Source organism: Tsuneonella rigui, assembly GCF_003958625.1.
Lineage (GTDB): Bacteria > Pseudomonadota > Alphaproteobacteria > Sphingomonadales > Sphingomonadaceae > Tsuneonella > Tsuneonella rigui.
Genome location: NZ_RSEL01000007.1, coordinates 35,430 through 60,044, shown reverse-complemented (window position 1 = coordinate 60,044; position 24,615 = coordinate 35,430). Strand labels below are relative to the sequence as shown.

Annotated in this window: 21 protein-coding genes; 14 read left to right on the top strand and 7 right to left on the bottom strand. The window is 66.8% G+C overall.

From position 1 onward, the window contains the following. Positions 1 to 4 precede the first annotated feature (4 nt). The gene (purN, locus tag ELY12_RS03595; RefSeq protein WP_277600237.1) at positions 5 to 934 is read left to right on the top strand and encodes a phosphoribosylglycinamide formyltransferase; all 930 of its coding nucleotides are present in this window, start codon (positions 5 to 7) and stop codon (positions 932 to 934) included. On the opposite strand, the gene mddA is transcribed toward purN, so the two are convergent. From mddA to ELY12_RS03570, 5 genes are all read right to left on the bottom strand, one after another. After that, entirely contained in the window at positions 931 to 1,668 is a 738-nt protein-coding gene (gene mddA, locus ELY12_RS03590; protein ID WP_126175343.1) for a methanethiol S-methyltransferase, read from the bottom strand. The two genes, purN and mddA, sit on opposite strands and share 4 nt — an antisense overlap. Before the next feature lie 87 nt (positions 1,669 to 1,755). Further along, on the bottom strand, positions 1,756 to 2,196 hold the full coding sequence (locus ELY12_RS03585) for a nuclear transport factor 2 family protein (RefSeq protein ID WP_126175342.1): 441 nt from the start codon (positions 2,194 to 2,196) through the stop codon (positions 1,756 to 1,758). Between the two features lie 90 nt (positions 2,197 to 2,286). Beyond that, entirely contained in the window at positions 2,287 to 2,709 is a 423-nt protein-coding gene (ndk, locus tag ELY12_RS03580; protein WP_126175341.1) for a nucleoside-diphosphate kinase, read from the bottom strand. A gap of 76 nt (positions 2,710 to 2,785) precedes the next feature. Next, positions 2,786 to 3,223, bottom strand: a complete 438-nt coding sequence (locus ELY12_RS03575; RefSeq protein WP_126175340.1) for a DNA polymerase III subunit chi — start codon at positions 3,221 to 3,223, stop codon at positions 2,786 to 2,788. A 16-nt stretch (positions 3,224 to 3,239) separates the two neighbouring features. Continuing rightward, positions 3,240 to 4,694, bottom strand: a complete 1,455-nt coding sequence (locus tag ELY12_RS03570; RefSeq protein WP_126175339.1) for a leucyl aminopeptidase — start codon at positions 4,692 to 4,694, stop codon at positions 3,240 to 3,242. Between the two features lie 104 nt (positions 4,695 to 4,798). Here ELY12_RS03570 and ELY12_RS03565 point away from each other — a divergent pair, with 104 nt between their 5' ends. The 4 genes from ELY12_RS03565 to rsmA all read left to right on the top strand — a co-directional run bounded on the left by ELY12_RS03565 (position 4,799) and on the right by rsmA (position 10,488). Beyond that, positions 4,799 to 7,123: an LPS-assembly protein LptD gene (locus ELY12_RS03565; protein ID WP_126175338.1), complete on the top strand. Its 2,325-nt coding sequence runs from the start codon at positions 4,799 to 4,801 to the stop codon at positions 7,121 to 7,123. Positions 7,124 to 7,262: 139 nt separating this feature from the next. After that, positions 7,263 to 8,609 carry a peptidylprolyl isomerase gene (locus tag ELY12_RS03560; RefSeq protein WP_126175337.1) on the top strand — a complete coding sequence of 449 codons (1,347 nt, stop codon included), beginning with the start codon at positions 7,263 to 7,265 and terminating at the stop codon, positions 8,607 to 8,609. A 32-nt stretch (positions 8,610 to 8,641) separates the two neighbouring features. Beyond that, positions 8,642 to 9,664: a 4-hydroxythreonine-4-phosphate dehydrogenase PdxA gene (gene pdxA, locus ELY12_RS03555; RefSeq protein ID WP_126175336.1), complete on the top strand. Its 1,023-nt coding sequence runs from the start codon at positions 8,642 to 8,644 to the stop codon at positions 9,662 to 9,664. Continuing rightward, positions 9,637 to 10,488, top strand: a complete 852-nt coding sequence (gene rsmA / locus ELY12_RS03550; RefSeq protein ID WP_126175335.1) for a 16S rRNA (adenine(1518)-N(6)/adenine(1519)-N(6))-dimethyltransferase RsmA — start codon at positions 9,637 to 9,639, stop codon at positions 10,486 to 10,488. Before pdxA ends, rsmA begins: the two co-directional genes overlap by 28 nt. Here rsmA and ELY12_RS03545 read toward each other — a convergent pair. Both ELY12_RS03545 and ELY12_RS03540 read right to left on the bottom strand, forming a co-directional pair. Then, positions 10,485 to 10,865, bottom strand: a complete 381-nt coding sequence (locus tag ELY12_RS03545) for a rhodanese-like domain-containing protein (RefSeq protein ID WP_126175334.1) — start codon at positions 10,863 to 10,865, stop codon at positions 10,485 to 10,487. The two genes, rsmA and ELY12_RS03545, sit on opposite strands and share 4 nt — an antisense overlap. Positions 10,866 to 11,107: 242 nt before the next feature. After that, positions 11,108 to 13,189: a malate synthase G gene (locus ELY12_RS03540; RefSeq protein ID WP_126175333.1), complete on the bottom strand. Its 2,082-nt coding sequence runs from the start codon at positions 13,187 to 13,189 to the stop codon at positions 11,108 to 11,110. Positions 13,190 to 13,354: 165 nt separating this feature from the next. On the opposite strand from ELY12_RS03540, the gene ELY12_RS03535 reads away from it, so the two are divergent. The 9 genes from ELY12_RS03535 to ELY12_RS03495 all read left to right on the top strand — a co-directional run bounded on the left by ELY12_RS03535 (position 13,355) and on the right by ELY12_RS03495 (position 24,608). Next, positions 13,355 to 14,557 carry a hydrolase gene (locus tag ELY12_RS03535; RefSeq protein ID WP_126175332.1) on the top strand — a complete coding sequence of 401 codons (1,203 nt, stop codon included), beginning with the start codon at positions 13,355 to 13,357 and terminating at the stop codon, positions 14,555 to 14,557. Continuing rightward, entirely contained in the window at positions 14,554 to 15,570 is a 1,017-nt protein-coding gene (locus ELY12_RS03530; RefSeq protein ID WP_126175331.1) for an arginine N-succinyltransferase, read from the top strand. Before ELY12_RS03535 ends, ELY12_RS03530 begins: the two co-directional genes overlap by 4 nt. A gap of 7 nt (positions 15,571 to 15,577) precedes the next feature. Continuing rightward, the gene (locus ELY12_RS03525; protein ID WP_126175330.1) at positions 15,578 to 16,825 is read left to right on the top strand and encodes an N-succinylarginine dihydrolase; all 1,248 of its coding nucleotides are present in this window, start codon (positions 15,578 to 15,580) and stop codon (positions 16,823 to 16,825) included. A gap of 121 nt (positions 16,826 to 16,946) precedes the next feature. Continuing rightward, positions 16,947 to 17,201, top strand: a complete 255-nt coding sequence (locus ELY12_RS03520; RefSeq protein ID WP_126175329.1) for a hypothetical protein — start codon at positions 16,947 to 16,949, stop codon at positions 17,199 to 17,201. 149 nt (positions 17,202 to 17,350) lie between these two features. Continuing rightward, entirely contained in the window at positions 17,351 to 17,629 is a 279-nt protein-coding gene (locus ELY12_RS03515; protein WP_206435759.1) for a hypothetical protein, read from the top strand. 46 nt (positions 17,630 to 17,675) lie between these two features. Next, on the top strand, positions 17,676 to 19,637 hold the full coding sequence (locus ELY12_RS03510; RefSeq protein WP_241229707.1) for a putative bifunctional diguanylate cyclase/phosphodiesterase: 1,962 nt from the start codon (positions 17,676 to 17,678) through the stop codon (positions 19,635 to 19,637). 210 nt (positions 19,638 to 19,847) lie between these two features. After that, on the top strand, positions 19,848 to 20,810 hold the full coding sequence (mdh, locus tag ELY12_RS03505; protein WP_126175328.1) for a malate dehydrogenase: 963 nt from the start codon (positions 19,848 to 19,850) through the stop codon (positions 20,808 to 20,810). Further along, the gene (gene sucD / locus ELY12_RS03500; protein ID WP_126175327.1) at positions 20,807 to 21,697 is read left to right on the top strand and encodes a succinate--CoA ligase subunit alpha; all 891 of its coding nucleotides are present in this window, start codon (positions 20,807 to 20,809) and stop codon (positions 21,695 to 21,697) included. The genes mdh and sucD overlap by 4 nt, the downstream gene beginning before the upstream one ends. 76 nt (positions 21,698 to 21,773) lie before the next feature. Further along, complete coding sequence (locus ELY12_RS03495) at positions 21,774 to 24,608, top strand: 2-oxoglutarate dehydrogenase E1 component (RefSeq protein ID WP_126175326.1); 2,835 nt, start codon at positions 21,774 to 21,776, stop codon at positions 24,606 to 24,608. The last annotated feature ends 7 nt before the right edge of the window (positions 24,609 to 24,615 follow it).

Here is a 24,615-nt window from a genome sequence, read left to right as displayed (position 1 = left end):
CGCCGTGCTCATTTCGGGCGCCGGCACCAACATGGCCGCGCTGCTCTATGCGAGCCGGTTCGAAGATGCCGGCTACGAGATCGTGCTGGTCGCCAGCAACAATCCCGATGCGGCGGGCCTCAAGTTGGCTGAGGCCGAGGAAGTGCCGACTTTCGCGCTGAGCCACAAAGGAATGGACCGATCGGCGCACGATGCGGCAATGGACCAAGCCATCCGTGCCAGCGGCGCGCAATATATCGCGCTGGCCGGTTACATGCGCGTGCTTGGAACGGAGTTCGTCGCAGGGTGGAGCGGGCGGATGCTCAACGTCCACCCCTCCCTGCTGCCCAAGTATCCGGGGCTTCGCACCCATGGTGCCGCGCTCGATGCTGGCGATGCCAAGGCCGGGTGTTCGGTGCATCTGGTGACCGACGACCTCGATTCCGGCGAGGTGCTTGGCCAGGCCGAGGTCGCGGTGATGCCCGGCGATACCCCGGAGACGCTCGCCGCGCGGGTGCTGATCGCGGAGCACCAACTCTATCCGCGGGTGCTGTCGGACTACGTCTCGCGGCCCTTCGACGCCGATTGGCTGGTCGCGCAAGTGCGCGCGCTGGCGCTGGCGCAGCCGCAGGCGGAAGAGACCACCAGCCATGGCATGCCGTGCTTCGGCATCGTCAAGGGCAAGAAGTTCGCCTGGGTCTCGGTGGATCACCACGGCGACGGCAAGACCGCCCTGCTTGCCAAGATCAGCGGGCCGGATGAGCAAGCGCAACTGATCGACCTCGATCCCGAGCGCTACTACCGCCCCGCCTATTTCGGCGGCGACTGGATCGGTATCCGTCTCGACCTCGGCGACACCGATTGGAACGCCATCGACGGCTGGCTGCAGCGCAGCTGGCGCGCGGTTGCACCGAAGAAGCTCACCGCGCTGATGGACGCGGCGGACGAGTTCTAGGTTCGCCGCCCCACGCCGGGGATCACCGCGCCGACGCGCTTGCGATAATCGGTGTAATGCTCGCCGAAGGTTCCGATCAGGTCGCGCTCCTCATGCGCGATGCCGATGAAGATGTAGACCGAGAAGCCGATCGCCAGCAGCAGGTGGCCATAGGTCATCTCGGGCGTCGCCCAGAACGCCAGTAGGAAGCCACTGTAGATCGGGTGCCGCACCCAGTTGTAGAGAAACGGCGTGCGAAACGGCTGCGCGGGCGCCTCAGTCCCACGGAAGTGACGCCAAGCCTGCGCCAGGCCGAACAGCTCCCAGTGGCTGATGAGCCAGGTGGCGATGAACAGGATCGTCCAGCCGAGCAGGAACAGGCCCCAGATCGCCATCCGCAGCGCGGGCATCTCGATCGACCAGACCGTGCCTTCGATCGGGTGCCAGAAGGCGAAAAGCGCGATCAGACAAAGCGCGGCAGCGAGACAGTAGATCGAACGCTCGATTGCAGGTGAGACCACACGCGTCCAGGCCGCCTTGAACGCGGGCCGCGCCATGACGGAGTGCTGGACGCCGAACAGCGCAATCAGCGCGATGTCGATCAGCGCGGCGGTGGCCGGCGGCGCGATCAGCCCCTTGTCGACATGGACCGGCAACAGATCGATTCCGGCTACGAACCCGACCAGGTAGACGAATGAAGCGAAAAACGCGGCGTAGCACAGCACCGCGGTGAGCATGGCGAGCGAACGGCTCATGGCATCCCTCCCCCAGAAGGAGGCGACCCTCGGAACCAGGATATCACAGCCGCGCGCCGCGCCCAAACCAGCGCGGTGCATAACCTGTCAGGGCGTGCCGGGAGTCTCCGGCGCGCGGTCGGACATGTCGATCGTTGCCTCAGGCGAGAACGTCCGGTTGAGCCGCGGCGGCGCGCCTTCGGCCCAGGCTTGCCACTCCGCGATCCGCGTGCCTTCGCAGCGCGCGCGCCACACCGCACGGCGGCGGCCGACTTCGGGGTTCGAGCTGTTCACCCAGCCCCGCATCAGCGCGAACGGCTCGCTGTAGCTGATCGATTCAACCTCGATCCCGAAGTCCGGATCGCTCGCGAACAGCATGCGCGATCCCTCCATCACCCGCTCGCGGCCGGTGACGCCCTCGCGCCAGCTATCGATGTAGGTGAAATCTTCGGTGACCAGCGCGCTCAAGGCGTCGGTATCGTGCGCGTTCAGCGCCGCGACGAATCGCCCGGCGAGCGCCTTGCACTTCTGTCCCCGTCCCCACAGCATTCACGCGCCGTAGCACGGAATGCCCGGGAACGAGTCTCTCATTTGTTATCGGCAGGCGAAGCGAGACTACCTCGCTTCGCCGGGGTCAAATCAGCCGACGATTTCTTCGGGCTTAAAGAAGTAATCGATCTCGATTTTGGCGTTCTCGTCGCTGTCGGAACCGTGGACCGTGTTGGCCTCGATGCTCTCGGCGAGCGTCTTGCGGATGGTGCCCTCGTCCGCATTTGCCGGATTGGTCGCGCCCATCACGTCGCGGTTGCGCTTCACGGCGTCCTCGCCCTCGAGCACCTGCACCACCACCGGGCCGCTGGTCATGAAATCGCACAGCTCGCCGAAGAAGGGACGCTCGCTGTGCACCGCGTAGAAGCCCTCGGCCTGCTCGCGGGTCATATGGATGCGCTTCGAGGCGACGACGCGCAGGCCGGCTTCCTCGAGCATCTTGGTGACCGCGCCGGTCAGATTGCGGCGGGTGGCGTCGGGCTTGATGATCGAAAAGGTGCGGGTGACCGCCATGGGAAATGTCCTTGCGAAACGAATGGTGGGGAGATTTGCGCGCGCCCCTAGCGAGGGGCCGCACTCGGCGCAAGGCTCACAGACGCTTGACCCACTTCCCCGCCTCTTGCGCGAAGTAGCCGCGGGTTACGTCCTCTCGCCCATCGCACTGCCGCCAGACTGCGCGCGCCGGTTCAGCTTGGCTCTCGCCGAACAGCAGGATCACCCGGTCGAACGACGGACCGGGTTCACGCCACTCGCCATCGGCCAACACCACCACCTTGGCGCCGTTGGCCGGTTCGCACTCGCTCGACAGCAGGATCGGCTGACGCGCGGCATGGGGCTCGGACGCATCACCATTGGCGAGAAATCGTTCCGGCTTCGCCTCCCACAGCGCTTTGCTGGTCGAAGCGCGACGGTCGCCATCGGCATCGACCACCAGCAAGCGGTCGCCCCCAGCCAGCACCCGCTCGGCGATCAGCGCGACGATGCGCTCGATCGGCCCTTGCGAGTACTGCCAGAAATCCAGTTGCATCGATTGCGCGCCGAGATCAGCTCTCCAAGACGTCGCGCACGTAGCGGTCGATCAGGCGCACGCCGTAGCCGGTCGCGCCCTTGTCCCAGGTCGCACCGGGCTTGGCCGCCCACACCATCCCCGCGATGTCGCAGTGCGCCCAAGGCCGCCCCTTGTCGATGAACCGCTGGAGGAACTGCGCCGCGGTGATCGAGCCGCCTTCGCGCGGACCGATGTTCTGCATGTCGGCGATCGGGGAATCGATCAACTTGTCGTACGCCGGGCCGAGCGGCATCCGCCACAGTTTGTCCCCGCACGCAGTACCCGCTTTGGCAAGCGCGTCGGCAAGCTCGTTGTCGTTTGAGAACATGCCGCCGTACTCGAAGCCGAGGCTGATGATCATCGCTCCGGTGAGGGTGGCGAAGTCGACGATGGCCACCGGATCGTGCTCCTTCTGCACCCAGGTCAGCGCGTCGCACAGTACCAGGCGCCCTTCGGCGTCGGTGTTGAGCACCTCGACCGTTTGCCCGCTCATGGTGGTAAGCACGTCACCCGGACGCATCGCCTTGCCGTCGGGCATGTTCTCGACCAGTCCCATCACACCGACCACGTTGGCCTTCGCCTTGCGTAGCGCAAGCGTGAGCATCGCGCCCGCGACCGCGCCGGCGCCGCCCATGTCCCACTTCATGTCGCCCATGCCGGGTCCCGGCTTGATCGAGATGCCGCCGGTATCGAACGTGACGCCCTTGCCGACAAACGCCATCGGCCGCTCGCCCGCCGCTCCGCCGTTCCACTTGACGCACAGCAGCCGGGAAGGCTGCTCAGAGCCCTGCCCCACGCCGAGCAGCGCGCCCATGCCGAGCTTGGTCATCTCCTCGACGCCGAGCACGGTAATCTCCAGGCCGGTGCCCTCGTAGCGCTCGCGGCAACGCTGCACGAAACTCTCGGGATAGATGATATTCGCCGGTTCGGTGACCAGCTCGCGGGTGAATTCGACGCCCTCGGCCAGCGCGGTCGCTTCGGTCCAGGCCTGCTCGCCGCCCTCGGGCGCGCCGATCACGACGGCCTTTGCGAGCGTGACCTTCTGCTCATCCTTGATGCGCGTGCGGTAGCGATCGTAGCGCCATGCCCGCAGCCGCAGGCCGGTAAGCACCGCCGCGAGCTCCTCGGCAGTCAGGCCATCCGCCTCGATGGCGATCGAATCGGAGCCCGAGGTCGCATACTTGGCGGCCAGCGCCGCGCCGGCCTTCTCGAGGTTCGCGATCCGCCCCTCATCACCCGGCTCGCCCGCACCCGCGAGGGCCACGCGCACGATCTGCCCGTCCCGCTCCGCCGAACCGTCGAACACCTGCCCCGCCTTGCCCTTGAAGCGCGCCGCCTGCGCGCCGTGCGCCAGCGTCGGCTCCAGACCGTTGGGCAGCGAATCCTGCGCGACGATGCGGGCCACGATCTGAGTGCCGGCGGGTACGGCGGAGGCGAATTCGATCTTCATGGAAACTCCGGGAAATATCATGGCTGCGACCGTCCGCCGCGGTGAAACGACAGGGGGCGGCGTTGGCGATTGCGATTAGGCGGCAGTGCTGCGATAGGCAAGGCATGCTCCCCGCTTCGACCGGTTTGCAGCAAGCTCGTTCTCGCCGCTTGCGCGGATGGGCTGCGAGCGTGCTCGCCATGGGCCTCGCGCTCGCTGCCGCACCCGCGTTCGCGCAGGATGGCGCGGGTCAGGCGATGGGCACCCCCGAGCAACCGGAAGGCACTCCGCCTCCGCTGTCCACGCCGATGCCGCCGATCGACCCGGCGACCCTGCCCGCCGCGCCGACCAGCGACCGTCAGATCAACTTCGAGGCGAACTCGGTCGCCTACGACCAGAACGCCGACACGGTCACCGCGTCGGGTGACGTCGTCTTGCGCAGCGAGGACAAGTCGGTCCGCGCCGACGAGGTCACCTGGAACCGCAAGACCGGCCAAATCGTCGGCAGCGGCAACGTCCGCTTCGTCGATGAGGACGGCAACCAGCTCTACACCAGCCGGATCGAACTGACCGACGAGTTCGAGGCGGGCGCGATGGAGGACCTTCTCCTCGCCTTGCGTGAAGGCGGACGACTCGCTGCGGCCAGCGGCACCCGCCAGGCCGATGGCACGATCGAACTCACTCGCGCCGCCTATACCGGCTGCGAAGTGGTCACCGCCACCGGTTGCCCGCGCGAACCGAGCTGGCGCATCACCGCCGATCGGGTGGTCTATTCGCCCGCCGACAAGCGGGTGCGGTTCAATGGCGCATTTCTGGAGCTGTTCGGCGCGCGGCTGATCCCGCTACCGGGCCTTGCCATCCGCACCGATGGCCGGCCGGTGTCGGGGTTCCTCGTTCCCGACGTGCAGTTCTCGCGCAACAATGGGTTCGAGGTCAGCGGAAGCTACTATCTCAACCTCGCGCCCAACAAGGACCTGACGCTCAGCGCCTACGCCTTCACCGATGCCCCGCCCATGGCGAGCGCGCAGTGGCGGCACTTGATGGACAAGGGCGCGTATCAGGTGACCGGCTACGGCACCGTCAGCCAGCGCGTGGGCATGAACGGCATCGCCGAAGACGATTTCCGCGGCTATCTGTTCGCCAACGGCCGCTACCAGTTCAACCCGAACTGGAGCCTCAACTTCTCCGCCCGCCGGGCGACCGACCGCACGTTCCTGCGCCGCTACGACATCAGCCGGGACGACCGGCTGCGCTCGATGTTCGAGCTCGAGCGGATCGACCTCGATTCCTACCTCGCCATCTCGGGCTTTGCGACGCAGACGCTCCGGCTCGGCGCGCCGCAAGGACAAGTGCCGGTGGCGCTGCCGCTGATCGATTTCCGCAAACGGCTCGACGCGCCCATCGTCGGCGGCAAGGTGGAGCTGTTCGCCAACACCCTGTCACTTTACCGCACCGAAGGGCAGGATACGCAGCGCGCAATCGGCGGAGCGCGGTGGGACCTCAAGCGCGTGACCAGCTGGGGCCAGCTGATCACGCTGACCGCCCTCGCCCGCGGCGATGTCTATCATTCGGACGAGAACGGCCTCACCGCCACGGCCATCTATCGCGGCAATCCGGGGTGGGAGACACGCGCCGTGGCCCTCGCCGCGGCCGATGTCGAATGGCCCTTCGTGGGCTCGTTCCTTGGCGGCACCCAGGTCCTCACACCGCGCGTGCAACTGGTGCTGTCGCCCAAGATCAAGAACCTTGCCGTGCCCAACGAAGACGCACGCGCGATCGACCTCGAAGATTCGAACCTCTTCGCGCTCAACCGCTTTCCCGGCTACGACCGGGTCGAGGACCGTCCGCGCGTTACCTATGGCTTCGATTGGGAGTACACTCGTCCCAACTGGCGCATCAGCACCACGATCGGCCAATCGTACCGCCTCAACAACGGCGGTTCGATCCTGCCTGACGGAACGGGTCTGTCGGAGCGCGTATCGGATTTCGTCGGCCGAACCGACGTCCGCTACAAAGACTTCGTCAAGCTGACTCACCGCTTCCGGCTCGATAAGGACAACTTCGCCGTTCGCCGGAACGAGATCGATGCCACGGTCGGCTCCAGCCGCACCTATGCCGAGATCGGCTACCTGCGCCTCAACCGGGACATCGCGCCGACGATCGAAGACTTGCGCGATCGCGAGGAGCTGCGCGTCGCGGCCCGCGTCGCCTTCGCGAACTACTGGTCGGTGTTCGGCGCCGGGGTGTTCAACCTGACCGACCGCGCCGAGGATCCGACCTTTAATTCCGACGGCTTCGACCCGATCCGCACGCGCCTCGGCATCGCCTATAACGACGACTGCCTGGAGATGGGCGTGACCTGGCGCCGCGACTACCTCGACCAAGGCGATGCCAGGCGGGGCAACACCTTCCAGTTCTATTTCGCGCTGCGCAATCTCGGCTTCCGGTGAGAGCCGCCTCGGGGGCGTTGGCAGGGCGCGGCAAACACGCTATCCGCCGCGCGCACTCAGCTTGGGTTAAGCCGCTCGGCGGCAGTTGCCCGGCTGACGAGGGGGCGCGGAGCGCGCTCTGCCGAGAACGGAAAAAAGCGTGATTCTACCGACCGTATCCAGACTGCTGTGCGGCCTTGCCGCGGTATCGCTCGTGACGACCCCCGTCGCGGTCGCGGCGCAAGCCGCGGGCGGCGCGCCATCAACCGGGCTCGACATTCCCGACAACATCTCGATCCTCGGCAAGAGCGATCCCAACGTCCGCAAGCCGACGGCGGTGGTCAACGGGCAGATCATCACCGGCACCGACGTCGACCAGCGGGTCGCGTTGCTTGTCGCCGCCTCCAAGGGCCAGATCGCACCCGAAGAGATGGAGCGCCTGCGCACCCAGGTGCTGCGCAACCTGATCGACGAGACGCTGCAGATCCAGGAAGCCAAGGCGCAGGAGATCGATGTCCCACAGGCCGACGTCGACCAGACTTACGCGCGCGTGGCGGCGCAGAACTTCGGCCAGGACGTGGGCGCGATGGACGCCTACCTCACCAAGATCGGTTCCTCGCCCGCCTCGCTCAAGCGGCAGATCCTCGGCGAAACCGCGTGGCAACTTCTGCTGCGGCGGAACGTGACGCCGTTCGTCAACGTCTCGGCCGAAGAGGTCAACGAGATGATGGCCCGCCTCGAGGCAAGCCGCGGGACCGAAGAGTATCGCCTCGGCGAAATCTGGCTCGCCTCGACGCCGGAGACGCGCGATCAGGTGCTCGCCAACCTCGGCAAGATCGTTGAGCAGCTCAAGCAGGGCGGCAGCTTCCTCGGCTATGCGCGCCAGTATTCGGAATCCTCGACCGCGGCTGCGGGCGGCGACCTCGGCTTCGTGCGACTGGAAATGCTGCCGAGCGAATTGGCGGTCGCGGCGCGCCAGATGCAGCCCGGCCAACTGGTCGGCCCGATCGAGAATTCGGGCGGCTTTTCGATCCTGTTGTTGATCGACAAGAAGGCGATCCTGACCGCTGACCCGCGCGACGCGGTGCTCAGCCTCAAGCAGATCTCGCTCAAGTTCGCCCCCGGAATCACCGAGGCGGATGCGCAGGCGAAGCTCGCGACCTTCACCAACGCGGTCCAGGCGATGAAGGGCTGCGGCGATGCCGAAGCCGGCGCTGCCGCGATCGGCGCCGAAGTCGCCGCCAACGACGGCATCGTTCTGCGCACTCTGCCCGAGCAGCTCCAGCCGCTGCTGGCGGACCTGCAAATCGGCCAGGCTACGCCGCCGTTCGGCTCCGCGCAGGAGGGCGTCAGCGTGCTCATGCTGTGCGGCCGCGACGATCCGCAAACCGCCGACACCCCGAGCTTCGACGACCTGATGTCGCAACTCGAGGACGACCGCGTGAACAAGCGCGCGCAGCGCTACCTGCGCGACCTGCGCAACGACGCGGTCATCGAATACAATTGACATCATTCGCTTCGCTCGCCTGTGAGAACGGGATGAGCGAAGCGAACTCTCCCCCTCCGGCGCCGCTGGTCGCCTCGCTCGGCGATCCTGCCGGCGTGGGGCCTGAGCTGCTGGCGGCCGCGTGGGCGGAGCGCGAGCGGGCGGGCCTGCAGCCGTTCGCGGTTGTGGGCGGGGTGCGATTGCTCGCCGCCGCAGCGGCATCGCGCGGGATCGAACTGCCGATCGAACCGATCGCGTCGCTGGCGGAAGCCGCCGCTGTCTTTCCCCGCGCCCTTCCCATCCTCGGCACCCTTGACGGCCCGTGGCGCCCAGGCGAACCCGATGCTGACGGGGCGGCGTTGGCGCTCGCGTCCCTCGAGCGCGCCACCGAGCTGGCAGTTGCCTGCGAAGCGGGTGGGCTCGTCACCGGTCCGATCGCCAAGTCCCGGCTAGCCGATGTCGGCTTTCACTACCCCGGCCAGACCGAGTTCGTCGCCCACGCCTGCGGGATCGCGGCGCAGGACGCGGTGATGATGCTCGCGGGGCCCCAGCTCCGCACCATTCCACTCACCGTGCACGTAGCGCTGGCGAATGTGCCCGGCGCGATCTCGGTCGACCTGATCCGCCGCCGCGCACGCATCGCGGCGGAGGCGCTGCGGCGCGACTTCGGCATTACTCGGCCGCGTATCGCGGTCGCCGCGCTCAACCCGCACGCGGGCGAGGATGGGCGGATGGGCGATGAGGAAGCGCGCATCGTCGGTCCGGCGATCGCGGCGCTTCAGGCCGAGGGAATCGACGCGACCGGTCCGCATCCCGCCGACGCGCTGTTCGCTCCGCACGCCCGCGCGGATTACGACGTAGCGCTGTGCATGTACCACGACCAGGCGCTGATTCCGCTCAAGGCGCTCGACTTCGACAGCGGCGTGAACGTCACGCTGGGCCTCCCGATCGTGCGCACCAGTCCGGACCACGGAACCGCGTTCGGCATCGCGGGCACCGGGCGCGCGAGCGCGGGCGCGACGATCGCTGCGCTCAGAATGGCCGGCGAATGCGCGGCCCGGCGGGCATCGGCGTGACGCTGCCCCCATTGCGCGAAGTGATCGCGCGTCACGGTCTCAGTGCGTCGAAGGCGCTGGGGCAGAACTTCCTGTTCGACGAGCAACTACTAGACCGGATCGCCGCGATCCCTGGCGATCTAGCAAACAAGGCGGTGCTCGAAATCGGTCCAGGCCCCGGCGGCCTGACCCGCGCCCTGTTGCGGGCCGGCGCGAGGGTCACGGCGATCGAGATGGACCGCCGCTGCCTCCCCGCGCTCGCCGAGCTGGAGGAGGCTTTCCCCGGCCAGCTCCGCGTGATCGAGGGCGACGCGATGAAGCTCGATCACGACAAGCTGATGTGTGAGCCCTACGCAGTGGTGGCCAACCTACCGTACAACGTCGGCACTGCGCTGCTGGTGCGCTGGCTGAGCGGACAGCAGTGGCCGCCCCGTTGGACCAGCCTGACACTGATGTTTCAGCTCGAGGTCGCCCAGCGGATCGTCGCTCAGGCCGGGACGGACGCCTACGGCCGCCTCGCGGTGCTCGCCCAATGGCGCAGCAGCGCGAGGCTGGCGATGAAGGTCCACCGGAGTGCCTTTACGCCTCCCCCCAAGGTGATGAGCGCGGTGGTCCACCTCGAACCGACGGCAATGGCCGACGGCGTCTCTGCCCGTACCCTGGAACGCCTGACCGAGGCTGCCTTCGGCCAACGCCGCAAGATGCTCCGCCAAAGCCTCAAGGGCATGCCGGGCGCACTGGACGCGTTGGAGACAGTCGGCATCGATCCGCAGCGGCGCGCAGAAACGTTGAGCGTGACCGAATTCGTGTGCGTCGCGCGGGCGCTCGTCGCAACGAGGCGCTAGGCGGGCTCGGTCGGAAAACCGGCTTCGGCCGCATCCTTGAAAGCGCCGAGGTTGTGCACGTCGGTGTAACCCAAAGCTTGCAGCGCCCGGCCCGACAATGCGCTGCGCCCACCTGAGGCGCAGTAGAGGACGATCGGCCGGTCGGTCCGGAATTCGGAATTGTGGTAAGGAGTTGCGCTGTCCGCGCGAAACTCCAGCATACCGCGCGAGACATTGGTGGCCCCCGCCAGCTTGCCCGTTCCCGCCAGTTCCGACGCATCCCGCACATCGACGAGCAGTGCGCCCTCTTCTGTCATCAACCGCCGCGCCTCATCGGCCGAAATCTTCGGCACGGTTTCGTTGGCGGCAGCGATCTGGTCCTTGATTGATCCGGGCATGACGGTTTCTCCGAGCGACCCGCTCGTAACCATTTCTTCGGCGATGGCGCGCTAGTCTACTTATGTTCTAGCGCCCGACCTAGCGCGCCCCGAACGAGCTGTTGGTTTCCACGTCACGCGCCGAAGCCGACAGCTCACTCGGACTTGCCAAGCCGATGTTGGAGATCGGCCTGACGAGTCAGACGGGGCAATCTACCCCGTCTGTCGCGCTTGAATAGCGCAAAATTGACGCGTCGCTTCGATCACCCCTTAGCGCGCTGCCGCCAGCCATGGAGCAGAGGCTCGGTGTAACCGCTCGGCTGCTCAACTCCCTTGAACACAAGATCGAGCGCTGCCCGGAATGCCGGTCCGTCTTCGTTGCCCACCAACGGCACGTATTCTGGGTCACCGGCGTTCTGCGCATCGACCTTGGCCGCCATGCGCCGTAGCGAGTCCATCACCTGCTCGCGGGTGCAGACGCCGTGGAGCAGCCAGTTGGCCATGTGCTGCGAACTGATGCGCAGCGTCGCGCGGTCCTCCATCAAGCCGACGTCATGAATATCGGGCACCTTGGAACACCCGACCCCGGCGTCGATCCAGCGCACGACATAGCCGAGCAGCCCCTGCGCGTTGTTGTCGAGCTCCTCGCGCACCTCGTCGTCCGACCAGTTGGTGCCTTGGGCGAGCGGGATTTGCAGCAGCTTGTCGAGCCCGGGTGCCTCGCCCAGCTCCTTCTGCCGGGCGAACACGTCGAGCTTGTGATAATGCAGCGCGTGCAGCGTCGCGGCGGTGGGCGACGGCACCCACGCGGTGTTGGCACCCGCCTGCAGGTGGCCGATCTTCTGCGCCATCATGTCGCGCATCATGTCCGGCGCAGCCCACATGCCCTTGCCGATCTGGGCGCGGCCCGAGAGGCCGTGCCTTAGGCCGATCGCAACGTTGCGCGCCTCGTAGGCCTGCAGCCAGACACTGCTCTTCATCTCCGCCTTGCGGATCATGGGCCCCGCTTGCATCGAGGTGTGGATCTCATCGCCGGTGCGATCGAGGAAGCCGGTGTTGATGAACACGATGCGGTCCTTCACCGCCGCAATGCAGGCGCCCAGGTTGGCGCTGGTGCGGCGTTCCTCATCCATAACGCCGACCTTGATCGTGTGCCGCGGCAGTTCGAGCAGATCCTCAACCGCGCCGAACAAGTCATTGGTAAAGGAGCATTCTTCAGGCCCATGTTGCTTGGGCTTGACGATGTAGATCGAGCCGGTGCGGCTGTTCTTCCACTGCCCCAGCCCGCGCACGTCATGCGCGCCGATCGCGCTGGTGATGACCGCGTCCATGATCCCCTCCGGAATCTCCGAGCCATCGGGCAGGCGGATCGCCGGATTGGTCATCAGATGGCCGACGTTGCGGACGAACAACAGGCTGCGGCCGGGCAGCGTCCTCTCGCCCACACGGACGTCGTCGTTGAGACGCCGGGTCATCTGGCGCCCGCCCTTGTCGAATGTGTCCTCCAGATCGCCGCGGATCACGCCCAGCCAGTTGCGATAGGCGGCGAGCTTGTCCGCCGCATCGATCGCGGCGACCGAATCCTCGAGATCGACGATCGTAGTCAGCGCGCTTTCGAGCACCACGTCGGAGATACCCGCCGGATCGTCGCGGCCCACCGGGCTCGCGGGATCGAACAGGACCTCGACATGCAGGCCGTTGTTGACGAACATCCGGCCGCGAGTGGTCTCGCCGACATATTGGGCCGGATCGGCGAGCGCGATGTCATCCGGCCCCGTCAGTCCGTTCCAGCTCCTGCCGTCGGCCAGGGGCAGCGCTTCGTCGAGGAAGGCCCGCGCCGCCGCGATGACGGCCGCACCGCGCTGGCGGTCGTAGCCGCCGGGGCGGGCCGCGGGCGCGTCGAGCGCATCGGTGCCGTAGAACGCATCGTAGAGGCTGCCCCACCGCGCATTCGCCGCGTTGAGGAGAAAGCGCGCGTTGAGCACCGGCACCACCAGCTGCGGACCCGCCATCGTCGCGATCTCCGCGTCGACGTTCTCGGTTGCGATGGTGAATTCGCCCGGCTCCGGCACGAGGTAGCCGATGTCCTCCAGGAAACGGCAATAGGCGTCGGCATCGTGCCGCTGGCCACGCCGCTCGCGGTGCCAGTCGTCGATCTGCCGCTGGAGGTCGTCGCGCTTGGCGAGGAGCGCACGGTTGACCGGGACAAAGCGCTCGAGCAGCCCCGCGAAGTTACGCCAGAACGCCTCGGCCGCAATCCCGAGCGGCGCCAGTACTTCGCCTTCGACGAACGCCGCCAACGCACCGTCGACCTGCAACCCGGCCTTGTCCTGATACTCGCTCATCGTCCCTCGCGCGTCATGCGGCCGCGCCCGAGAATCGGCGCGCGCCTTGGTTAGCCTGTCGTCCGGGGAGGAAGCGAGCGGCGCCTATGGCCAAGCGCGCACCGCAATGCAACATGGGTTACCGGGGTTGGACGGCGGCGGCGGGGCGGCTAGGAGCGGTTGCAGATGAAACGACTGGCCGACCATCTCGCCGCTTCGATCGATGCCGAGGCAATGCTCGAACAGGCCACCGCGTGGAGCGCGATCAACACCGGGACGGGCAATCTCGACGGGCTTGCCGAGCAGGCGAACCGTCTTGCGAACGCGTTCTCCTCGCTGCCCGGGGAAGTCGCGCTGGTGGAGGCAGCCTCGGTCACCGCCGTCGATGCCGCTGGCCGGGAAGTCGAGAAGGAGCACGGTCAACATCTGGTCCTGCGCGTGCGGCCCGATGCGGATCGACGGGTTCTGCTGACCGGCCACATGGATACGGTCTTTCCTGCCGATCACCCGTTTCAACAGCAACGACAGGTCGACGCCGACACTCTCAACGGCCCCGGCCTCGCGGACATGAAGGGCGGCATCGCGGTGATCCTGCACGCCCTCCAAGCGTTCGAGGAGAGCGAAGGCGCGGGTGCGATCGGCTATGACGTCATGATCAACTCGGACGAGGAGACTGGTTCGCTTTCCTCCGCCGCGCTGATCGCCGAACTGGCGCAGGGCAAGCACGCCGCTTTGACGTACGAGCCGTCCGCCCTGCCCGACGGCACCCTCGCCTACGCGCGAGGCGGGAGCGGCAACTACAGCGTGGTCGTCAGCGGGCGGTCCGCACACGCCGGCCGCAATCCCGATGAGGGGCGCAATTCGATCGTCGCGGCGGCGGATCTGGCGGTGCGGCTGAAGGCGCTCGGGCACGCCGCTCTGTCGGTGAACCCGGCCAGGATCGAGGGCGGATCGGCCAACAACGTGGTGCCCGATCACGCGGTGCTGCGCTTCAACATTCGCCCCAAGAGCACCGAAGCCGCGCTTCAATTCGAGCGCGATCTCAACGCTTTGCTTGCCGACGTTGAGACGCGCCACGACCTTGCGCTGGCATTGCATGGCGGCATTACCCGTCCTCCCAAGCCGGTCGACGAACAAGCGCAGAGGCTGTTCGACCTCGTGCGCGATTGCGGCCGAGCGCTTGGCCAGGAGATTGGCTGGCAGCCTTCGGGCGGGGTGTGCGACGGCAACAACATCGCCGCCTGCGGCGTCCCCGTGGTCGACACGATGGGTGTGCGCGGCGGCGCGATCCATTCGCCCGACGAATTCATGATCATTTCCAGCTTAGCCGAGCGCGCGGCGCTGTCGGCGCTGGTTCTCAACCGCCTTGCTTCCGGAGACCTTGCTTGAGCTTCCGCCTGCGCGCCGCGCACCCACGCGACCTGGAACCGATGTACGAGATGGCCAAGCTCACCGGCGGCGGGTTCACCAACCTGCCCGCCGACCGCAAGGCGCTCGCGGCCAAGCTGGAGCGGGCCGAAGCGGCCTTCGAGCGCAGCGAGGACAGCATCGCTGATGAGCAATTCGTGCTGGTGCTGGAAAATGCCGAGACCGGCGACGTGCGCGGGACCTGCCAGCTCATGAGCCAGGTCGGCCAGCGCTGGCCGTTCTACTCCTACCGGTTGAACACGCTGACTCAGCATTCGCAGGAGTTGGAGCGGACGGTCCGCGCCGATCTCCTGAGCCTGGTGACCGACCTCGAAGGCTCGAGCGAAGTGGGCGGCCTGTTCCTGCACCCCAACGAGCGCGCCGGCGGCCTTGGGCTGCTGCTGGCGCGCAGCCGCTACCTGTTCATCGCGATGCACCGCGAACGCTTCGCCGATCGCATCCTGGCGGAGCTGCGCGGGATCATCGACGCGCGCGGCGGATCGCCGTTCTGGGACGGGGTCGCCGGACGCTTCTTCGGGATGACCTTTCAGGAGGCGGACTATTTCAACGCCATCAACGGCAACCAGTTCATCGCCGACCTGATGCCCAAGCACCCGGTCTATGTCGCGATGCTCGACGACGAGGCGCGCAGCGCGATCGGCATGCCGCATCCGACCGGCCGCGCGGCCATGCGAATGCTGGAGGACGAAGGGTTCCGGCATGACGGCTACGTCGACATCTTCGATGGCGGCCCGACCATGACCGCGCGGACCGACGACGTGCGCTCGGTGCGCGAGGCGCGCCCCGGGACGGTCACCAGCGTGAACCTCGACATCGGCGACCGCGCGCTGCTCGCGACCGGCACGCTGGGCAACTTCCGAGCGGCCTTCGGGATGCGCGACACCCTGCCCGACGGCTCGGTCGAAATCGACCATCGCTCCGCAGCGCTCCTGGGAGTGAGCGTGGGCGACGAGGTCTGGAGCGTCTTGCGCTGAGCTCGCCATGCTGACCGAAATCAACTTCGACGGCATCGTTGGGCCGAGTCACAACTACGCCGGGCTCAGCCTCGGCAACCTCGCCGCGACGGCGCATTCGGGCGATGTCAGCTACCCGCGTGCTGCAGCCCTCCAAGGCCTCGCGAAGATGCGTCACAACCTGGCGCTGGGGTTGCCGCAAGGGTTCTTCGTGCCGCTGCCGCGGCCCAATCCGAATTACCTCGCGCGGCTCGGTGCGGACGCCCACACCGAACGAGCACTGACCGCCGCGGCATGGTCCGCGTCGTCGATGTGGACCGCCAACGCCGCGACCGTCAGCCCCGCGCCCGATACGCTCGATGGGCGCTGCCACCTCACCCCGGCCAATCTGGTGACGATGCCGCACCGCGCGCAGGAATGGCCCGACACCGCGCGCCAGCTGGCGCTCGCGTTCGCCGACAGTGCCCACTTCGCCCTGCACGAGCCGGTGCCGTCCAGCTTCGGCGATGAGGGCGCGGCCAACCACATGCGCCTGTGCGAAGAGCACGGCGGTCCGGGCGTCGAGGTGTTCGTTTACGGGCGCCCCGGCGGCCCTTTCCCCGCCCGCCAGCACGAGCAGGCGAGTCGGGCGGTGGCGCGGCTTCACGGACTCGACCCTGCACGCACCGTCTTTATCGAACAAAATCCCGCCGCGATCGCCGCCGGCGCGTTTCATAACGATGTCGTCGCAGTGGCAAACGGCCGCGTCCTGTTCACGCACGCGGAGGCGTTCGCCGACCAGGCGCAGGCCCACGACGCAATCCGCGCGGCTTTTCCACAGTTGGAAGTGGTCGAGGTCCCGTCGTCGGCCGTGACCTTGGCCGAGGCAGTAAGAACGTACCTGTTCAACGCTCAGTTGGTCACCCTCCCAGAGGGCGAAATGGCGCTCATCGTCCCCTCCGAGTGCACCGAGAGCCCGGCGGTCTCATCCTGGCTTGACGCAATGCTTGCGGGCAACGGACCCATTCGGCGGGTGCTCCCGGTCGACGTGCGGCAGTCGATGGCGAACGGCGGCGGCCCGGCCTGCCTGCGCCTGCGCGTGGTTGCCGATCCGGCGACGGTCGATCCGCGGTTCCTGCTCGACGAGGTGCACGCCGACCGCCTCGAGCAGCTGATCGCAAGGGCTTGGCCGGAGCAGATCGATCCTGTGGATTTGGGCCGCGACACGCTCGCGCAGAGCGTTGTCACCGCACGCCAAGCACTGCTCGACGTGCTGGAGCTCGAAGAACTCGGTTAACGCGCTGGACCGCGCGTCGCGCTCGTTTACACTCGCCGTATCGTTAACCTTCGCGAGGCGCACAAGACCGTGGCTGGCACGGCATTTGCTCCTCGTGACGTTAAGAATGTCCGCGAGAACCATGCTGCAAAAGATCAAGCGCCTCTTCGTCATCAAGACCAAGTTCGAGGCGTGCCTGATCATCTACGCCCTGGCATTGGGCGCAATCGAGCGCGGCTCGGTCTATCTCCACCAGTTTCCGGGTTGGAGCGGCAAGATGCTGTTCCTTGCCGCGACCGGTTCGGTCTTCCTGGCCGGCGCCAAGATCTTCGATTGCCTGCGCTTCGAACGGGAGCGGCGCGACGCTGAGAGGGCGCTAGTGACCGCCGACGCCTGACCGCGTTCGTATCGTCAACAACCGCGTAACCTTGTCGCCGAACCAAGCGTTAGGCGCGCGCGGCGTAGAGCGCCTGTTCGTCAATCGCAGGACATTCCCCAATGACCGTCAGGTTTGCCCCGGCCCGCACCCCCGCCCGGTCGCCTCTAGTGCGCGCGTTCGTGAAGCCGGCGATTTCAACTGCCGCAAACGATGACGGCAATGATGACAGCCAGCTGCTGCGGGCAGCGCTCCAGCATTTTGCCAATCACGGCCTGAACGCCGCACGCGCCGCGCGGGACGAGGCAGAGCGCGCGTTGGCCACCGGAGACCGCTCCGGTGCGGAAGCTTGGATAGATATCTGCAGCGCATTCGACCGGCGGCAGGGCGCAAGGCTCAAGCGCGAAATGAGCGCACAAGACATTCAACCTGCCACGTATTCTAGGTAACCATCGCGTTAACCGTCCGGTGACCTGTCCGATCTAGGACGGGCTTATGGCAATGAGCTATGCGATCCGCCGGTTGCGCCTGATCGGAAGAAAATTCGGCCGGCGTGATCCGCTGGACGAACGCGTGCGCCGCACGCTTGTGCAATCGCTCTACACGCAGCCGGTCAGCATGGCGATTGGACTGCTGGTCGGGGTGGTCTCCTCGGGTATCGCCGCGCTGGTGACCGGCGTGGTTATCCTTGACTACGCCTGCGTCATTCTTGCCATGATTGCGGCAGGACGGGTGTGGCTGTCAGTCTCGGTGTCCCCGGACGATCCGCGGTTCAGCACGCACAACCTCGAACGGTTGTACGCCCTCGGCGCAGTATCATACGCGCTGACGCTCGGCCTGTTCGCCGCGCTTGCCATCGTGTTCGAGTCTCCACCGGGCGTCCAAGCGCTCACGCTCGTCAACGCGATCGCCTACGGGGTTGGCGTATGCGCTCGGAACGCGGGGCGACCGGCGATTGCGCTTGGCCAGTTGTCGGTGTCCGCCCTCCCGCTCACGGCAGCGGGCCTCTGGGTCGGGACGATCGCTCACGTGAGCCTGGCGATCTCGATACTTCTGCTAGTCGGTGCGATGGCGTCGATCGTGCAACACCTCTTCGCGACCCTGCGCGGCGCGATCGGCGCGGCTGAGACGAGCGCTCAGCTGGCCGAGAAGATGCAGCTGCTAGCCCGGACCGACGTCGTCACCGGACTGTTCAACCGCGCCGGCCTCAACCATGCAATGGGCGAGAAGCTGCTCGTCCCGCCCAAGGGAAAACTGCTCGCGCTGTTCTGGCTCGATCTCGACCGGTTCAAGGAGGTCAACGACATCCTGGGGCACCCAGTCGGCGACCGCGTGCTGGCCGAAGTCGCCCGCCGCCTGCGCGAAAGCGCACCCGAGGGCGCGACCATGGCGCGTTTTGGCGGCGACGAGTTCATCATGTTTTGCCACGTCGCCAGCCGGCCCGAGTGCGAGCGGCTCGCGGGACGCGTGCTGGATCACGTCACACGCCCGCTGCGGATCGACGACGAGCGGCTCGAGGTACCCTGCTCGATGGGTATCGCCATCCTGCCCGAGGATGGCGCCGACGCGGATTCGCTGATGCAGGCGGCGGACCTGGCGCTCTATCACGCTAAGATCGGCGGCAAGAACCACAGCCGGTTCTTCGAGCATTCGATGAGCCGCAACCTGATGCGCCGCCGCGAGATCGAGGCGGAACTGCGCGCGGCCATCCAGCGCGACGAGCTGTCGATCTTCTTCCAGCCGATCGTCGACCTGGAAAGCGGGCGCATCCGCACGTTCGAGGCGCTGGTCCGCTGGTTCCATCCCGAAAAAGGCGAGCTCAAGCCCGACGAGTTCATTCCGGTGGCGGAAGAGACGGGCGTGATCGTCACGCTCGGCAACTGGATCACCGCGCAGGCGGCGCGCACCGCGGTGCACTGGCCCGACGACGTGACGCTGGCGGTCAACCTCTCGCCGCTGCAGATCAAGGCGCCCGGCGCCGCGCTCGGCATTCTGTCGGCACTGCGCGAGGCGGGCCTCGATCCCTCACGGCTCGAGCTCGAAGTCACCGAACGGCTGTTTCTCGACGACGACCAGGCGACCGCCAATTTCATCAACGAGCTGTCGGGCGCGGGCGTGCAATTCGCGCTCGACGATTTCGGCACGGGCTATTCGTCGCTCGGCTCGATCAACAAATTCCCGTTCAGCAAGATCAAGGTCGACCGCAGCTTCGTCTCGGGCCCTAACGTCGGCCGGAAGAGCGAAGCAATCATCCGCGCGGTGGCCGAGATGGGCGCCCGCCTCGACATGGAGATCGTCGCCGAGGGCTTGGAGACGGTCGACCAGGTCCGCGCCGTACGCGCGAGCGGCTGCACGCTCGGTCAGGGATACTATTTCAGCCGCGCGGTTCCGGATTACCTGGCGGCGATGTTGCTGGCCCAGGAACGCTCTCCAGTCGGCATGCGCGCCAGCGGATAAGGAACTATTGCCAGCAAAACCTGGCAATCGACCCGCGTCTTTGCAATTGCGAACTAATTGCAAAGATAGTTGAAGGTCCACACCGGTTTGCCGGTTGCAATCGTCCTTCCCCGCGCCTAGGTCCGCCTCGAATTCGGGCCGCCCCCGCCCGCGGGACGGGGTTGCACGCCTTCACGGCCGTTCCCGCGCGACGGAAGGATCAGTTCCTAGATGGCTCGCAAGAAGATCGCGCTCGTCGGCGCCGGGATGATCGGCGGCACCCTCGCCCACCTCGCCGCAAAGAAGGAACTGGGCGACATCGTCCTGTTCGACATCGCCGAGGGCATTCCCCAGGGCAAAGCGCTCGACCTGTCGCAGTGCGGCCCGATCGAGGGCTTCGACGCGAAGATCACCGGCACCAACGATTACGCTGACCTCGCCGGTTCGGACGTGGTGATCGTCACCGCGGGCGTCCCGCGCAAGCCGGGCATGAGCCGTGACGACCTCCTCGGCATCAACCTCAAGGTGATGAAGGCGGTCGGCGAAGGCATCAAGGCCAACTGCCCCGATGCGTTCGTGATCTGCATCACCAACCCGCTCGACGCGATGGTCTGGGCGCTGCGCGAATTCTCCGGCCTGCCGCACAACAAGGTTGTCGGTATGGCGGGCGTGCTCGACAGCGCGCGTTTCGCGACCTTCCTGGCATGGGAATTCGGCGTGTCGGTGAAGGACGTCAACGCGTTCGTGCTCGGCGGCCACGGCGACACGATGGTGCCGGTCACCAGCTACACCACCATCAGCGGCATCCCGGTCGACGACCTCGTCGCGATGGGCAAGTCATCGAAAGAGAAGATGGACGAGATCGTCAAGCGCACCCGCGGCGGCGGCGGCGAGATCGTCGGCCTGCTCAAGACCGGTAGCGCCTATTACGCACCGGCTACCAGCGCCATCGCGATGGCCGAAGCCTACCTCGGCGACCAGAAGCGCATCCTCCCGGTCGCCGCTTACGTCGATGGCAAGTACGGCCTCAACGGCCTCTACGTCGGCGTTCCCGCGGTGATCGGCGCGAACGGCATCGAGGAAGTCGTCGAGATCAAGCTCAACGACGAGGAAACGGCCAACCTCAAGACCTCGACCGACGCGGTCGAGGAGCTGCTGGTGGCGTGCAAAAACCTCGACGGAGACCTCGCGTGAGCATCCTCGTCGACAAGAGCACCAAGGTCATCACGCAAGGAATGACCGGCGATACCGGCACGTTCCACACGCAGCAGGCGCTCGACTACGGCACCCAGATGGTCGCCGGCGTCACCCCGGGCAAAGGCGGGACCACGCACATCGGGCTGCCGGTGTACGACACGGTGATCGAAGCCAAGAAAGCGACCGGCGCGACCGCCAGTTGCATCTACGTGCCGCCGCCGTTCGCCGCGGACTCGATCCTCGAGGCGATCGATGCCGAGATGGAGCTGATCGTCTGCATCACCGAGGGCATTCCGGTGCTCGACATGGTTCGGGTGAAGCGCGCGCTCAGCGGTAGCAAGTCGCGGTTGATCGGCCCGAACTGCCCCGGCGTGCTGACGCCCGGCGAGTGCAAGATAGGCATCATGCCGGGCTCGATCTTCAAGAAGGGCTCGGTCGGCGTCGTCAGCCGCTCGGGCACGTTAACCTATGAAGCAGTGCACCAGACGACGATGGTTGGCCTCGGCCAGACCACCGCGGTCGGCATCGGCGGCGATCCGGTCAACGGGACCAACTTCATCGACGTGCTCGAGCTGTTTCTCAAGGACGACGAGACCAAGTCGATCATCATGATCGGCGAGATCGGCGGCAGCGCGGAAGAGGAAGCCGCACAGTTCCTCGCCGACGAGGCCAAGCGCGGGTGGAAGAAGCCGGTGGTCGGTTTCATCGCCGGGCGCACCGCCCCTCCGGGCCGCCGCATGGGCCACGCCGGCGCGATCGTCTCGGGCGGCAAGGGCGGCGCGGAAGACAAGATCGCGGCGATGGAAGCGGCCGGGATCAAGGTCTCGCCCTCCCCCGCCGAGCTCGGCACCACGCTCGACGCGTTGCTGAAGGAACTCGCCTGAGCTGAGCCTCGGCGCGTCTCCTCCCCGGGAGCGCCGGGCCAGTTGGGGCATTACCTGACCAAGGTAGGCAGACCCGATGGGTAACGAAGCACACGATTTCCTCCCCGACGATCCGCAGCCGGGACCGTCCTGGGCCAACGCGCGCTGGCCGCTGGTCGGCGGCGAGAGCGAGGACGAGCTCACCCAGGCGCTCGATCCCACGGCGATGACGCTGGCTGTGAAGGCCGCCGCCGCGAAGGCCGGCAAGGCGATGGACGCGGCGTCGATCGAGCAGGCCGCCGGGGACTCGATCCGGGCGATGATGCTGGTGCGCACCTACCGAGTGCGCGGGCACCTGGCGTCGGAGCTCGACCCGCTCGGCCTCAGCCACCGCGAGTTGCCCGCCGATCTGACGCCCGAGTACCACGGCTTCACCGGCGCGGCGCTCGAACGCCCGCTCTACGTCGGCGGCACGCTGGGCCTCGAATGGACCACGATGTCGGAGCTCGTGCGCATCCTGCGCAAGAACTATTGCGGCCACGTCGGCTTCGAATACATGCACATCGCGGACGTGGAGGAGCGGCGCTTCATCCAGGATCGCATCGAGGGGCCGGACAAGGTCATCACCTTCACCCCCGAAGGCAAGCGCGCGATCCTCTCGGCGGTCATCCGCGGCGAGCAGTACGAGGCGTTCCTCGGCAAGAAATACGTCGGCACGAAGCGCTTCGGCCTCGACGGCGGCGAGGCGATGATCCCGGCGCTCGAGGGCGTGATCAAGTACGGCGGCGCGCTCGGTGTGCGCGAGATCGTTTACGGCATGGCCCACCGCGGCCGCCTCAACGTGCTCGCGAATGTGATGGCCAAGCCGTACCGCGTGATCTTCCACGAGTTCTCCGGCGGCAGTGCCAACCCCGAGGATGTCGGCGGCTCGGGCGACGTGAAATACCACCTCGGCACCAGCACCGACCGCGAGTTCGACGGCATCAAAGTGCACATGAGCCTTGTGCCGAACCCCAGCCACCTCGAGGCGGCGGACCCGGTCGTACTCGGCAAGACCCGCGCGCAGCAGGCGGTGCGCGGCGACCTCGACAAGCACGAGCAGGTGCTGCCCGTGCTGATCCACGGCGACGCGGCGTTCGCGGGCCAGGGCATCGTGTGGGAGTGCTTCGGCTTTTCCGGTGTGCGCGGGTACAACGTCGGCGGTTGCATCCACTTCGTAATCAATAACCAGATCGGCTTCACCACCAGCCCGCAGTTCGCGCGTTCCTCGCCCTACCCATCGGACGTCGCCAAGGGCGTCCAGGCGCCGATCCTCCACGTTAACGGCGATGATCCCGAAGCGGTGACCTTTGCCTGCAAGCTGGCGATCGAGTTCCGCCAGCAGTTCAAGCGCGACATCGTCATCGACATGTGGTGCTACCGCCGCTTCGGCCACAATGAGGGCGACGAGCCGAGCTTCACCCAGCCGCTGATGTATGCCGCGATTCGGCAACACCCCAAGGTCAGCGTGCTCTACGACACCCGCCTGCAGCGCGAAGGCGTGACCAAGCCGGGCGATACCGATGCGATGGCGGCTGAGTTCAACGCTCACCTCGACGAGGAATTCGCCGGCGCGGCCGACTATCGCGCCAACGAGGCCGACTGGTTCGGCGGCCGCTGGGCCGGCCTCAGCAAGCCCGCCGAGGACGAGGAAGCGCGCCGCAACGTCGACACCGCGATCCCCAAGAAGCTGTTCGACAGCCTCGGCCGCACGCTCACCACCGTCCCCGATGGGCTGACGATCCACAAGACGCTCGGCCGCGTGCTCGACGCCAAGCGCGAGATGTTCGTCAGCGGCGAAGGTTTCGACTGGGCCACCGCCGAAGCGCTCGCGTTCGGCAGCCTGGTGACCGAAGGCCACGGCGTGCGCCTGTCGGGCCAGGACTCCGGCCGCGGTACCTTCAGCCAGCGGCACGCGGTGTGGATCGACCAGAAGGACGAGCACAAGTACATCCCGCTGTGCCAGCTGCCGCACGGCAAGTTCGAGGTCTACGACAGCCCGCTGTCAGAATACGGCGTGCTCGGCTTCGAGTACGGGTTCGCGATGGCCGATCCCAAGAGCTTAGTGCTGTGGGAAGCCCAGTTCGGCGACTTCGCCAACGGCGCACAGATCATCATCGACCAGTTCATCGCCGCGGGCGAAGCAAAGTGGCTGCGCGCCAACGGACTCGTGATGCTGCTGCCGCATGGCTACGAGGGCCAGGGGCCCGAGCACTCGAGCGCGCGGCTCGAGCGCTTCCTGCAGCTCTGCGCGGACGACAACCTGCAGGTGTGCAACATCACCTCGCCGGCGAACTACTTCCACGTCCTGCGCCGGCAAATGCTGCGGCCGTTCCGCAAGCCTCTGGTGATCATGACGCCGAAGTCGCTGCTGCGGCATCCGATGGCCAAGAGCAGCGCCGACGAGTTCATCTCCGCGAGCCACTTCAAGCGCATCCTGTCCGACCGGATGGAAATCGCCGACGAGAAGGTGCGCCGCCTGGTGCTGTGCAGCGGCAAGGTCGCCTACGACCTGATGACCAAGCGCGAGGAAGGGGGAGTGGACAACGTGTCGATCCTGCGGATCGAGCAGCTCTACCCCTTCCCCAGCGAACCGCTCGCGATCCGCCTGGAACGCATGACCGGGCTCGAGGAAGTGATCTGGTGCCAGGAAGAGCCCAAGAACAACGGCGCGTGGTTCTTCGTCGAGAGCAGGATCGAGGAAGCGCTCGCTGCCGCCGGGCACAAAGGTATGCGCCCTCGCTATGCCGGACGTGACGCCGCCGCCTCGCCTGCCACCGGGTTCGCCAAGCGGCACGAGAAACAGCAGGCGGCGCTGGTCGCCGATGCGCTCGGTATCGCGGTCGCCCCGCCCTCCCCGCCCAAAACCGCTGCCGCCAAGAAGCTGGCCTGAGGAAGAT